General features: G+C 60.5%; 11 protein-coding genes. 1 reads left to right on the forward strand and 10 read right to left on the reverse strand.

Going from position 1 to position 13,602, the window contains the following annotated elements:
• Window positions 1-24 precede the first annotated feature (24 nt).
• The 5 genes from QF010_RS06045 to pmbA form a co-directional block, all read right to left on the reverse strand.
• A complete protein-coding gene (locus QF010_RS06045) occupies window positions 25-636 on the reverse strand; it encodes a superoxide dismutase (RefSeq protein WP_429532599.1) in 612 nt (203 codons plus the stop codon).
• Between the two features lies 1 nt (window position 637).
• Window positions 638-1,066, reverse strand: a complete 429-nt coding sequence (locus QF010_RS06050; protein WP_033058007.1) for a DUF2753 family protein — start codon at window positions 1,064-1,066, stop codon at window positions 638-640.
• Window positions 1,067-1,093: 27 nt separating this feature from the next.
• Window positions 1,094-2,470, reverse strand: coding sequence for a class II fumarate hydratase (locus tag QF010_RS06055; RefSeq protein ID WP_429532600.1), 1,377 nt, complete (start codon window positions 2,468-2,470; stop codon window positions 1,094-1,096).
• The gene (locus QF010_RS06060; protein WP_429532601.1) at window positions 2,451-2,858 is read right to left on the reverse strand and encodes a FagA protein; all 408 of its coding nucleotides are present in this window, start codon (window positions 2,856-2,858) and stop codon (window positions 2,451-2,453) included. Before QF010_RS06060 ends, QF010_RS06055 begins: the two co-directional genes overlap by 20 nt.
• Window positions 2,859-2,993: 135 nt before the next feature.
• Window positions 2,994-4,340: a metalloprotease PmbA gene (gene pmbA / locus QF010_RS06065; protein WP_033058013.1), complete on the reverse strand. Its 1,347-nt coding sequence runs from the start codon at window positions 4,338-4,340 to the stop codon at window positions 2,994-2,996.
• 108 nt (window positions 4,341-4,448) lie between these two features.
• Here pmbA and yjgA point away from each other — a divergent pair, with 108 nt between their 5' ends.
• Window positions 4,449-4,973 (forward strand): ribosome biogenesis factor YjgA, encoded by a 525-nt coding sequence (gene yjgA, locus QF010_RS06070; RefSeq protein WP_033058015.1) that lies wholly within the window; start codon window positions 4,449-4,451, stop codon window positions 4,971-4,973.
• 49 nt (window positions 4,974-5,022) lie between these two features.
• On the opposite strand, the gene tldD is transcribed toward yjgA, so the two are convergent.
• From tldD to QF010_RS06095, 5 genes are all read right to left on the reverse strand, one after another.
• A complete protein-coding gene (tldD, locus tag QF010_RS06075) occupies window positions 5,023-6,465 on the reverse strand; it encodes a metalloprotease TldD (protein ID WP_429532602.1) in 1,443 nt (480 codons plus the stop codon).
• An 18-nt stretch (window positions 6,466-6,483) separates the two neighbouring features.
• A complete protein-coding gene (locus QF010_RS06080) occupies window positions 6,484-7,332 on the reverse strand; it encodes a carbon-nitrogen hydrolase family protein (protein WP_429532603.1) in 849 nt (282 codons plus the stop codon).
• Between the two features lie 236 nt (window positions 7,333-7,568).
• The gene (locus QF010_RS06085; protein WP_429532604.1) at window positions 7,569-11,372 is read right to left on the reverse strand and encodes a YhdP family protein; all 3,804 of its coding nucleotides are present in this window, start codon (window positions 11,370-11,372) and stop codon (window positions 7,569-7,571) included.
• A gap of 75 nt (window positions 11,373-11,447) precedes the next feature.
• Window positions 11,448-12,905, reverse strand: coding sequence for a ribonuclease G (gene rng / locus QF010_RS06090; RefSeq protein ID WP_033058026.1), 1,458 nt, complete (start codon window positions 12,903-12,905; stop codon window positions 11,448-11,450).
• A gap of 57 nt (window positions 12,906-12,962) precedes the next feature.
• Window positions 12,963-13,559, reverse strand: coding sequence for a Maf family protein (locus tag QF010_RS06095; protein ID WP_429532605.1), 597 nt, complete (start codon window positions 13,557-13,559; stop codon window positions 12,963-12,965).
• Window positions 13,560-13,602 lie beyond the last annotated feature (43 nt).

Below are 13,602 nucleotides of genomic sequence, written 5' to 3' on the forward strand. Positions count from 1 at the left end.
CCTTGGATTGTTTTTGCAGAAGTCTTAAACCAGTGCAGCCTGATAGCGCGTAGCGACTTCAGGCCAATTGATCACGTTGTAGAACGCGTTGATGTATTCCGGGCGACGGTTCTGGTATTGCAGGTAATAAGCGTGCTCCCAGACATCCAGGCCGAGGATTGGCGTATTGCCGTTCATCAATGGACTGTCCTGATTACCGCTGCTTTCAACGACCAGTGTCTTTTGCGGCGTCACACTGAGCCACGCCCAGCCGCTGCCGAAACGAGTCAGCGCGGCTTTGGTGAAGGCCTCCTTGAAACGGTTCAAACCGCCCAGTTGCTCATCGATCGCCTCAGCCAGGGAGCCTTCAGGATTGCCGCCGCCGTTGGGCGCCATCACTTCCCAGAACAGCGAATGGTTGGCATGCCCGCCGCCCTGATTGATCACCGCCGCGCGCAGCTTCTCCGGCAGTTGCTGGACAGCAGACACCAGTTTCTCCACCGGCCACTCGGCAAACTCGGTGCCTTCCACCGCAGCGTTGAGGTTGTTGATGTAGGTCTGGTGGTGCTTGGTGTAATGGATTTCCATGGTCTGCGCATCGATGTGCGGTTCCAGCGCATCGTAGGCGTAGGGCAAGGCAGGCAAGGTAAAAGCCATTTCAATGAACTCCATGATGTAGGGGTGCAGGCGAAGCGGCATCGATGTGCAGCAATCGATGCGTGCGCGGGTATTCGCCGTGTTCGCTGATGAAATTCAGCAGCTCGACGTAGGTTTTGCTGCTCTGGCGCAGCGCTGCTTCACGCAGGGCTGGGGCCAGTCGTGGGTCCTGCATGGTCTGCAACAATCGCTGGTGGATGGCGCACAGGTACTCGGCGCTCTCCTCCGGCTGGTTCAGACGCAAATGCAGATCCGCCAGGTTGTGGTGGGAAATCACGCAGGCCGCAACCGCCTCGTCGGCATCTGCCCAGCGCTCGAACAACACCAGGGCCAGGGCCAATGCCTGCAAGTAAGCCTCGCGGGCATCCACCAGTTCGCCCAGCATGAAACAGCGATTTGCCCTTTCGATCGTGCGTTTCCAGTGCTCCATGGTGAGCCTCCAAAGCGGTTGCGGTGATTACACGCCGCCTGCGGTGAGTTTTTCCGGGTCCAGCAAGACCTCAAGCTGGCTGCGTGTCAGGTCGGTGTGTTCCTGGGCGACATCGATCACCGGCCGGCTCTGTTGATAGGCCTTCTTGGCGATCTCCGCGGCTTTTTGGTAACCAATGATCGGGTTGAGTGCGGTGACCAGGATCGGGTTACGCGACAGCGCTTCCTTGAGCCTGGCTTCGTTGACCTTGAAGCTGGCGATAGCCTTTTCACCCAGCAGATGGCTGGCGCTGGCCAGCAACTCGATGCTGCTCAGCAGGTTCTGGGCGATGATCGGCAGCATCACGTTCAGCTCGAAATTGCCCGACTGACCGGCGATGGTGATGACCGTGTCATTGCCGATGACCTGAGCGGCGACCATCGCGGTCGCTTCCGGGATCACCGGGTTGACCTTGCCAGGCATGATCGAAGAACCCGGCTGCAAGGCTTCGAGCTCGATTTCACCAAGACCGGCCAGCGGGCCGGAGTTCATCCAGCGCAGGTCGTTGGCGATTTTCATCAGTGAAACGGCCGTGGCCTTGAGCTGACCGGAAACACTGACCGCCGTGTCCTGAGAGCCAATCAGCGCAAACAGATCCTCGCCCGGCTGGAATTGCACCTGGGTCAGCTTGCTCAGTTGTTCACTGAAACGCGCCGCGAATTGCGGATGAGCGTTGATTCCGGTGCCCACTGCCGTACCGCCCTGAGCCAGGGATTGCAGACTCGGCAGCAGATCCTGCAGATGACCGATGTTGGCCTTGAGCTGCTGCGCCCAACCGTTGAGCACCTGGCTCATGCGTACCGGCATCGCGTCCATCAAGTGAGTGCGGCCGGTTTTGACGTGGTGATGAACCTCTTCGGCCTTGTGCTCGATCACTTGAACCAGACGTGCCAGCGCCGGCAACAATTGCTCGTGCAACGCCAACGCAGCACTGACGTGGATAGTGGTCGGGATGATGTCGTTGCTGCTTTGGCCGCAATTGACGTGATCGTTGGCGTTCACCGGCTCGCCGAGCAGGCGGCTGGCCAAGGTGGCGATCACTTCGTTGGCGTTCATGTTCGAACTGGTGCCGGAACCGGTCTGGAAGATATCCACCGGAAAATGCTGCATGAAGTCGCTTTGGAGCAGACCCAGCGCCGCATCGACGATGGCATTGCCCTGGGATTCGCTGATTTGTTCGAGCTCGACGTTGGCGCGGGCAGCGGCGACCTTGGCCAGGATCAGCGCGCGAATGAAATGCACGGGCATCGGTTTGCCGCTGATGGGAAAGTTGTTCACTGCTCGTTGGGTCTGTGCGCCGTAGAGGGCGTCCACCGGGACCTGGAGTTCGCCCATGCTGTCGCGCTCAATACGTGTCTTGGTCATCTGTAAATCCTTGCACCAGTTCTATGAGAGGAATCGAGGGCTGCAACTCGCAGGTCGCCAGTTGCCAGGTGTAGCTCTGCCAGCGCTTGAGGCGGCACTTGCACAGAGAGAGGCGTTCCAGATCGCGCAACGGCCGCCAGGCCTGGTCGAGGCACAAGGTGCGCCAGTGCCAGGGCAGCGCGACATCGGTGGCGGTGTCGAGTAGCAAGCGGAAAGAAGTTTCGGCGATGGTCCAGGGAGAGGTTGCCGTGCAACAGGCGAGATAACGACCTTCGGCCAGGTAATGTTCGATCAGGCGAGGCTCGTCAGGGTCCATCGCGCAACGGATCTGGCGACTCATCCAGCGCCAGCTTTCGAGGTAAGGCTGCTCGTGCAAGGCAGAACTCATGATCCGGGCTCATTCGGTAATGAGATTTATTATTAGATGATAATGAGAACCAAAACAACCCCGAGAAAATCTACGCACAAAAAAGGCGCGCCACCCAACGATGGGTGGCGCGCCTTTTTGTGTAACGGTTAAGCGTTAGCTGCCCGCTACCGTCATCCGCTCGATCAGTACCGAACCTGTACGAATGTTGCTGCGCAGTTCCAGGTCATTACCGACGGCAACGATCTGTTTGAACATGTCACGCATGTTGCCGGCGATGGTCACTTCCTGGACCGCAAACTGGATTTCACCATTCTCGACCCAGTAACCCGCCGCGCCACGGGAGTAATCGCCAGTGACCATGTTCAGGCCCTGACCCATCAGTTCAGTCACCAGCAGGCCGCGGCCCATGCGGCGCAGCAAGGCTGCCTGGTCTTCGTCGCCATGGGTGACGAACAGGTTATGCACCCCGCCGGCATTGGCGGTGCTCGGCATCCCGAGCTTACGGCCAGAGTACGTGCCGAGGATGTACGACACCAACTCGCCCTTTTCGACGAACGGTTTGGCGTACGTCGCCAGACCGTCGCCGTCGAACGCCGAACTGCCCAGCGCGCGCATCAAGTGCGGACGCTCATCGATGGTCAGCCATTCCGGGAACAGTTTCTGCCCCAGCGTGCCTTCAAGGAACGAGGATTTGCGATACAGGCTGCCGCCGGAAATCGCCGAGAGGAAACTGCCGAACAAACCACCGGCCAGTTCCGCGGAAAACAGCACCGGCACTTCGCAGGTCGGCACCGGACGCGCGCCCAGACGGCTCGCCGCCCGTTGCGCGGCACGCTGGCCGATGCTCTCCGGGCTGGCCAGCAAGTTGCCCTGACGGTTTACGTCGTACCAGTAATCGCGCTGCATCTGGCCGTCGGCCTCGGCGATCATCACGCAGCTCAGGCTGTGCCGGGTCGACGCGTAGGCGCCGATAAAACCGTGGCTGTTGCCGTAAACGCGGCAACCCTGGTGGGTGCTGAGGGTGGTGCCGTCGGCGTTCTTGATCCGGCTGTCGGCAGCAAATGCCGCGGCTTCGCAGGTCAGCGCCTGCTCGATGGCTTGCTCCGGGGTGATGTCCCATTCGTGGAACAGGTCGAAATCCTGCAGATCCTTAGCCATCAGCGCGGCGTCTGCCAGGCCCGACGCTTCGTCTTCCGACGTGTGCTTGGCGATAGCCAGCGCGGCGGCGACGGTTTCGCGAATCGCCTCCGGACCGCTGGCGGACGTGCTGGCCGAGCCCTTGCGCTGGCCAACGTACAAGGTGATGCCGAAGCCCTGATCGCGGTTGAATTCGACGGTTTCGACTTCACGCTGACGCACCGAGGTGGACAGGCCCTGCTCCAGGGACACCGCCACTTCACAGGCACTGGCACCCTGGCGCTTGGCTTCAGCGATGATCTGCTCGACTTGTTCTTGCAGTGCCGGCAACGCTTGTGGGCCGACGCTTTCAACTGCACTCATGCTGTTCTCCACTCAAATTCTGCTTTCGGCTAGGGCCTTCGAGCGACCGGGCCGGACAAGCGGCCCCCGACTGGTTATCATGGCGGCGTTTCTTTGCGGACGGCCACCATGGTTGATTCTTACGACGACTCCCTCGATACGGGAGAAAAAAGCAAATCCCAGGTTAAACGCGAGCTTCATGCTCTGGTTGACCTCGGCGAGCGCCTTACAACGCTCAAGCCTGACTTGCTGGCAAAACTGCCGTTGACCGACGCTATGCGCCGGGCATTGGCCGATGCGCCCAAGCACACCGCGAATATCGCGCGTAAACGGCACCTCATGTTCATCGGCAAACTGATGCGCGATCAGGACACTGACGCCATTCTGACTCTGCTCGATCAACTCGATGCCTCCACCCGGCAGTACAACGAACGTTTCCATGGCCTGGAACGCTGGCGCGATCGCTTGATCGCGGGCGACGATGCGGTCCTGGAGAAGTTCGTGGTCGACTACCCGGAGGCTGATCGTCAGCAATTGCGCTCCCTGATCCGTCAGGCCCAGCACGAACTGGCGACCAACAAGCCACCGGCATCGAGCCGTAAAATCTTCAAGTACATCCGTGAGCTGGACGAGACTCAACGCGGTCTGCGTTAAATCTCGAATCGGGTGAGTCGCCAAGCGGCTCACCCGAAGCTCCATCCTTTTACGATCCTGTGCCACCCACAGTGATCGCATCGATTTTCAGCGTTGGCTGGCCGACACCCACCGGCACCGACTGCCCATCCTTGCCACACGTCCCCACGCCGCTGTCCAGCGCCAGATCGTTACCGACCATCGACACCTTGCTCATCGCTTCCGGCCCGTTGCCGATCAACGTCGCACCTTTGACCGGGGCAGTGATTTTGCCGTCTTCGATCAGGTACGCCTCGCTGGTGGAGAACACGAATTTGCCGCTGGTGATGTCCACCTGACCGCCGCCGAGGTTGGCGCAGTAGATACCGCGCTTCACCGAGGCGATGATTTCCGCCGGGTCGCTTTCGCCGGCCAGCATGTAGGTGTTGGTCATGCGCGGCATCGGCAGGTGCGCGTAGGATTCACGGCGACCGTTGCCGGTGCGGGCCACGCCCATCAGGCGGGCGTTGAGCTTGTCCTGCATATAGCCTTTGAGTACGCCGTTTTCGATCAGTGTCGTGCACTCGGTCGGGGTGCCTTCATCATCGACGCTTAGGGAACCGCGACGCCCGGCCAGCGTGCCGTCATCGACGATGGTGCAAAGCTTGGACGCAACCATCTCGCCCATGCGCCCGCTGTAGGCCGAACTGCCCTTGCGGTTGAAGTCGCCTTCCAGACCGTGGCCGACCGCTTCGTGCAGCAACACGCCGGACCAGCCGGACCCCAGCACCACTGGCAACGTACCGGCCGGCGCAGGGATGGCTTCGAGATTCACCAGCGCCTGACGCAGCGCTTCACGGGCGTAGCCCATGGCGCGGTCATCGCTGAGGAAATAACGGTAATCGGTACGACCGCCACCGCCATGACCGCCGCGCTCTCGGCGACCGTTCTGCTCGACGATCACACTGACGTTAAAGCGCACCAGCGGCCGTACATCCGCGGCCAGGCCACCGTCGGTGGAAGCCACGAGGATTCGCTCCCAGACGCCGGCCATGCTCACGGTGACTTGCTGGATACGCGGGTCGAGTGCGCGAGTCGCAACGTCGATACGCTTGAGCAGTTCGACCTTCTCGGCACGGGTCATCACTTCCAGCGGGTTGTCCGGCCCGTACAACTGGGCGACATCCTGGGTCGTGAAGGCTTGCACCGTGCCGTTCTGGCCGGCGCGGGAGATCGAACGTGCAGCACGGGCCGCGGCACAGAGGGCTTCGAGAGTAATGGCATTGCTGTAGGCAAAACCGGTTTTCTCACCCGATTGCGCACGCACGCCGACACCTTGGTCGAGATTGAAGCTGCCTTCCTTGACGATCCCGTCTTCCAGCGCCCAGGACTCGGAAATCTGCCCCTGGAAATACAGGTCGGCAGCATCGATGCCCGGGCCGGCCAGATCACCGAGCACACCTTGCAGGCTCTCGATCGTTACGCCGCCGGGCGCCAGGAGGTGTTCACTGACTGAGGACAACAACTCGCTCATATGCTTTACGCCTTAAATTCATCGTTCTGAGGCAGGTCGCTGTGCGCCCTGCGAGAAAAAGCGCCGGTGACTGGACACCGGCATCCGCGCCCTGATGGACGCCTGTTCGCTGCTATCGCGTTCGGCCAGCAGCACGGCCTCGCCTTGGTGCTGTTGCGCCAGCACACGTCCCCACGGGTCGATGATTGCGGCATGACCCCAGGTTTCTCGCGGCCCCGGATGCGTCCCACCCTGGGCAGCCGCGAGCACATAACATTGAGTTTCGATGGCCCGCGCGCGAATCAACACATCCCAATGCGCCGCGCCGGTCACCGCGGTAAAGGCCGACGGCGCGGTAATCAACTCCGCACCGGCCGCGCGTAATTCGCTGTACAGCTCCGGGAAGCGCAGGTCGTAACACACTGTCAGCCCGACTCGACCGACGGGCGTGTCCGCCACGACTACCCCACTGCCATAAGCATAGTCATCGGATTCGCGATAATGCCCGCGATTGTCCGCCACATCGACGTCGAAAAGGTGCAACTTGTCATACCGTGCAACGGTTTCGCCGTGGTCATCCACCAGCAGCGAGCAGGCATGCACTTTGGCCGTCGGTTGATCCACCGGCGGCAACGGCAATGTGCCGGCCACTATCCATAACTTGAGGTCGCGGGCGGTCTGTTTCAACCATGGCAGGATCGGACCTTCGCCCAAGGCCTCGGCGCGGCCGATGTCGGCGATGTCGCGACGGCCCATCGCAGCGAAGTTTTCCGGCAGTACGGCAAGCTGCGCACCACCGGCCGCCGCTTGCTCGAGCAGCCGACGGGCCTGGGCCAGATTGGCCAGTACATCGCTCTGGCTGACCATTTGAATCACCGCAAAAGACATGGCCTTTCCTTCTTTAAATCCGTACACCGACCTGTGTAGCAGCTGGCGAAGCCTGCGTCCGGCTGCGCAGCAGTCGTAAAATCAGACACCGCGGTCTTTCAGATAAACCGTGCATCCCGGATTTACGACTGCTGCGCAGCCGGACGCAGGCTTCGCCAGCTGCTACAGGGGAGCTGCGCCGCTACGTATGGCCATGCTACTCCATCGGCCCGAGACGTGGCTTTTGAAAAAGAGCGTCAAAAAGGCTTGTCGAAGGTGATTTTCGGCTCTTTCCACGGCCCCTTGACGGTGTATTGGACGCTGGCGAAGCGCGCCACACGGTCACCGATGAGCTTATCGATCAGGAACAGCGCGCCGCCGATAGCCGGTGCACCGACGATCAACGCGGCAATCGGCAGGTTGTTGGTCACAGGCAACGTCACCATCAACTTGGCATCAATCTGGTCACCCACCAGGTTCAGCGTGCCGTTGAGCTCAACATTACTCGACGGACCGGTCATCTGGATCGGCTCCTTGGTCACGTAAACGCCGTTGGTCGCGACCAGCAGGCCTTTGACCCGGTCATAACTCAAGCCTTTGCCGAACAGGTCGGAGAAGTCCAGACGCAGTCGGCGGCCGATGGAGTTGAAGTTGAGCAGGCCAAATACCCGCAGGGCCTGGGCGCTGCCCTCGACTTCAACGAACTGGCCTTTATTCAGCGACGCATCAAGGGTGCCGGAGAACCGCTTGGTGGCCAGCCAGGCCGGCGAACCCGGCCAGCGACCATCGACATCCATATGAAAATTTTCGCTGGTGACACTCGGCGCAAAGCCCCAGCCCTTCAGTACATCGGCGAGATTCTTGCCGCTGATCCGGCCCTTGTACCAACTGCTACTTGAACCGGGCACACCTTCCCAACCACCGCTGCCCTGCAGAAGAATGCCCTTGAGGCCCAGATCCAGCGTATTAAGCGCAATGCCCTTGGCAGTCGGACGGACTTTCAGATACCAGGCCCCGACGAGGTCCTTGCCCTGGAACAGCTGATTGATGGTGATGTCCAGTGCCGGGATCTTCGTCGGATCCACCGAGGCCAGCGGATCTGGCGAGTTTTCGTCGGCCAGGACCGTCGGGTCTGGCGCCGGCAAACGCACGTATTGCAGATTGATCGCAATCGGCGCGGCTTTCGCATCGGGGATGCTGGCGCTGCCCTTGACCTGTTGGCTGTCGAGCTGCAAGGCCCACGCTGCAGGTTTGCGGTTCAACTGTACGGAAGCCTGATCCAGCGTAGTGCCGACACCGCTGAGCATGCCAATCTGCAAATCAGCGCTGCTGAGCAACTGTTTGGCGTTGCCGCCCGGATCCTGGCCGGCGTACTTGTCTACCAGGTCCTTCCAGGGGCCGACATCCAGTTCCGACAGCACACCGCGCACCCGCAGGCCTTTGGCGCCGGGGAGCACGGCATTACCGCCACCCAGGAACAACTCGCCACGACCATCGGCAAAATTGCCGGGCGGTGCCGCAAACGTGAAGTTCGCCAGCTCACCGTAGTTGACCCAGTAGCGCCGCTCTGGCCCCTGCAGGGTCATGCGGAACGTGGTGTCGCGGCCGACGTCGGCCGCCATGCCGAACGGTGCCGGCAAATCGATTGCTACGCCCTTGAGGCTGGAGCTGACCATCAATTGACTGTCGGGCCCATCAAGATTCAGTTGCAGCTGATAAGGGATCACACCGGACACTGGCAACGGCTGAGTCACACTCAGCCAGTCAGTCAGTTTCTTGACCTCGACCTGGCCCGAGGCAGCGACGCGAGTCTTGAGGTTGCCGGGGCCGCCATCGGCGAAAATCTGTGCAGTAACCGGTTTATCGAACGCGCGCGCGGTGATGTTTTGCCCGCTCAAACCCTTGGTGCTGTCGAAACGGAAATCACCCTTGAGCTGAGTCAGCTCCAGGGTTGGCTCGGCCAGTTTCAGACGGGCGTTGGCGGTCTTGAAGTCGACGAGGATCTTCGGCTGCTCGCCTTTGACCAATGGAATGTCCAGTTTCAGTTTGCCCCGCAGATCGCCCTCGCCTTCCCAACCGGCAAAGGTGGCTGCGGTGCCGATCGGCGCTTCCTGGAGAATCTTCAGGCCATCGCCCAACCCGCCAGCGAATCCGCCGTCGAGGAACAGATGGACGCTTTGCCCCGCTGGCACATGGGGAATATTGACGTAAATGTCGCTGACCTGGGTATTGAGCAACTGCCCCTTGCTGGCGAGGATCCGCACACCGCTGTCTTCAACAAACACGTCACCCGTGACGTTGCTGACATGTGGCCAGCCTGGCTGGAAGGCCAGTTCGGCGTCGTGAACCTTGAAGAACAGGCTGATGCTGCGATCCGTATCGGCGGCCCCGTGGTTCAACGAACCCTGGTACTGGAAGAAGCCTTCGTCCACCGCACCTTTGAGAATCGCCGTACGCAGCCATTCGTCGAGCCCCGGGCTGAGCATTGTCGGCAAGTACTTGGCGGTGTAGCTCCCGTCGCCGTCCACCAGACCGACCCGCAGGTCCATGTAGTCTTCCTGGGTGTGGTCGAAATGCAGGCGGATCAGGAAGTCGCCGGCTATCTTGCCCTCCTCGCCCAGCACCTTCAGGTACGGCGCGATCAAGGTGAAGGCTTCTTTATCAAGTTTCCAGGTCAGTCGGGCATTGGCCTGAATGTACTGCCATGGCTTGGCGAAGATCGGGTCCAGGTGCAGGGAAAAATCCTTGCTGTCCATGCGCAGCTCGCCACCGCCCAGATCACCGCTGATACTGCCACTGACATTTCGTGCCGCCGGAGCGCCGTGATAGGCATCGAAGCCGACCCGATCCAGGTTGGCGGCAAAGCTGAATTTGCTGTCGTCGGTGGCATTGGGCCGGAAGTCGATCAGCACGTTGCGCAGGCCACCGGTCACTTTGAGTCGCTCGACGGCCGTAGCAACGCCTTCGGGCAGCGGCCCCAAGGCATTCAGTATCGGGGTGATCGGGGTGAGATCGAGGCGGTCGGCTTGCAGATGCCAAAGCTCTTCAGTCTTGTCGGTCGCCACGTTTTGTTTGAGTTGCAGGTGCGATTCCCAACGGGTCTCGCCAAGGCTCATGGCCAGCGAATCCAGGGTGATCAGAGCGCCTTCGGAACTGCGCTGGAAATAGCCGTTGAGCGCCAGATTGTTGATCTGGATCGGCTTGCGTTCGGCGTACGCACCCTTGAGTTGCGGCGCGTTCAAGCGAATCGCAGCACTTTGCAGGGCGCCCTTGTTCCAGTTCACCCAAAGCTCGCCGCCGGCCTTGATCTCGGAAAAATTCCATTGTTGGGTCAGGCGCTCAGGCAGCCATTTCGACCAGTCGCTTTGCGGCAGGCTCAAATAGGCTTCGGCCTCGCCGTCTTTCCATTCGCTGGCGCGCAGACGGGTACGCAGACTGATGGCCACCGGTTGTCCGTCGGGCAGGGTCAAACGGGCGTCGAGTCGCTGGCGGGAGACGCCGGTTTTCAGATTCAGACCGACGTAAGTCAGGGTCAGCGGCTGCTCTTTGAGTGGCTGCAAAGTGACCTGGCTATCGAGTACCGACAGTTGCTGAACCATCTGCATGCGATTGAGCAATTGCTCAGGATCCAGCGGCTGATCCTGCTGCACCGGCAAACCTTCCAGCGCCCAATGACCGTCCTCGCTTTCCTTGAGGCTGATCTTCAGGCCGCTGAGTTCCAGGTGAGCGATGCGCACTTCGCGAGCCATCAGACTGGCCCAAAGATCCGGCACCGCGCGTACCTGATCCAGACGCAGGGCATTAGCACCCTCGCCGACCATCACGTCGTGAGCCAGCATGATCGGCGCAAAGCCGCTCCAGTTGCCTTCCAGTTCGCCGATATTCAGCGGCATACCCAAGGCAGCGCTGGCTTTGGCCTCGACTTCGGCACGGTACTCGGCCACCAGCGGCGTCAGCTCTCGGCCGAGGCTGACGTACAACGCCATCAACACCAATACCAACGCACACAGCCCCAGACCCCAGCGGGTCAGTGCGGCTAAAATGCGTGTCAGACGTTCCATGTCAGTTGGCTCCCATGGCAAAAATACTGCAAAAAGCTGAGGCCAGCCGTTCTAACAGGGTTGAAAGACAGTGATTCAGAGCAGCACCACGTCGTATTGTTCCTGGGAGTACATGGTTTCCACCTGGAACCGGATGGTGCGTCCAATAAAACCTTCGAGCTCGGCGACATTGCCCGATTCTTCATCGAGCAAACGGTCGACCACTTTCTGGTTTGCCAATACACGATAGCCTTCCGCCTGATAGGCGCGAGCTTCCCGGAGGATTTCGCGGAAAATCTCGTAGCAAACGGTTTCAGGCGTCTTGAGCTTGCCGCGGCCCTGACAGCTGCTGCACGGCTCGCACAGCACTTGTTCAAGACTTTCGCGAGTGCGCTTGCGGGTCATCTGCACCAGGCCCAACTCGGTGATGCCGATGATGTTGGTCTTGGCGTGATCGCGCTCCAGTTGCTTCTCGAGTGTGCGCAGCACCTGGCGTTGGTGCTCTTCATCTTCCATGTCGATGAAGTCGATGATGATGATCCCGCCCAGGTTGCGCAGGCGCAGCTGACGAGCAATAGCGGTCGCGGCTTCGAGGTTGGTCTTGAAGATGGTTTCTTCGAGGTTGCGATGACCGACGAACGCCCCGGTGTTGACGTCGATGGTGCTCATGGCTTCCGCCGGATCGACCACCAGGTAACCGCCGGACTTCAGCGGGACTTTGCGCTCCAGGGCTTTCTGGATTTCGTCTTCGACGCCGTACAGGTCGAAGATCGGTCGCTCGCCCGGGTAATGCTCAAGACGATCGGCGATTTCCGGCATCAGCTCGGCGACGAACTGTGTGGTTTTCTGGAAGGTTTCCCGGGAGTCGATCCGGATCTTCTCGATCTTCGGGCTCACCAGATCACGCAAGGTGCGCAGCGCCAGGCCGAGGTCTTCGTAGATCACACTCGGCGCGCTGATGGTTTTGATCTGCTCGTTGATCTGATCCCAGAGACGACGCAGGTAGCGGATGTCCATGAGGATTTCATCGGCACCGGCACCTTCGGCTGCGGTGCGCAGGATAAAGCCACCGGCCTCCTGGATGCCTTCTTTGGCCACGCAATCAGTGACCACTTGTTTGAGACGCTCACGCTCGGCCTCGTCTTCAATCTTCAACGAAATGCCGACGTGTGCCGTGCGCGGCATGTACACCAGATAACGCGAGGGAATCGACAACTGAGTCGTCAGGCGTGCGCCTTTTGAGCCGATCGGGTCCTTGGTGACTTGCACCACCAGGCTCTGGCCTTCGTGAACCAGAGCGCTGATGCTCTCGACCGCAGGGCCTTCGCGCAGGGAGATTTCCGAGGCGTGAATGAACGCGGCGCGGTCCAGTCCGATGTCGACGAATGCCGCCTGCATGCCGGGCAATACCCGCACGACCTTGCCTTTATAGATGTTGCCGACGATCCCGCGCTTTTGCGTGCGCTCGACGTGGACCTCTTGCAGAACACCGTTTTCAACCACCGCCACGCGCGATTCCATCGGCGTGATGTTGATCAGGATCTCTTCACTCATGGCAGGGTCTCGTTCAGGCATGTTCACGATAATGGCCGCATCTTGTCAGTACGACGCTCAACGCGCGTTAAGGGTTTGCCAACAGGGTATGCCGAAATGGCCCAGCAGCTCAGCGGTTTCGCACAGCGGTAACCCGACCACCGCCGAGTAGCTGCCATTGAGCCCGGCGACAAACACCGCGCCGAGTCCTTGAATGCCGTAGCCGCCAGCCTTGTCTTGCGGCTCGCCGCTGGCCCAGTAAGCCACCGCTTCATCGCGACTGATGTTGCGAAAACGCACCAGACTGCTCACCACCCGAGACTCGCAACGCTCACCCTCTCGCACCGCAATCGCCGTCAGGACTTCATGTTCACACCCGGACAACATCATAAGCATGGCGCACGCCTCGGCTTCATCAACCGGCTTGCCGAGAATTTTTCCGTCCAGCACCACGGCGGTGTCGGCGCCCAGCACACAAAAATCTGTGGCGGACACGACGGTCCTGCACCCGGCCTCGGCTTTGCCACGCGCCAGGCGCTCGACATAGGCCGAAGGGGATTCATTTTCTAAAGGGGTTTCATCGATGTCCGCGCTGATGGCGGAGAACGGCACGCCGATCTGCGTGAGCAGTTCACGCCGACGCGGCGAGCCTGAGGCGAGGTACAACATTTTCATCAAGACATCTCCCTTGTCGAGGTGCGGGCAAATGCCTGACCGA

Source organism: Pseudomonas silensiensis, assembly GCF_050434865.1.
Classification (GTDB): domain Bacteria; phylum Pseudomonadota; class Gammaproteobacteria; order Pseudomonadales; family Pseudomonadaceae; genus Aquipseudomonas; species Aquipseudomonas fluorescens_W.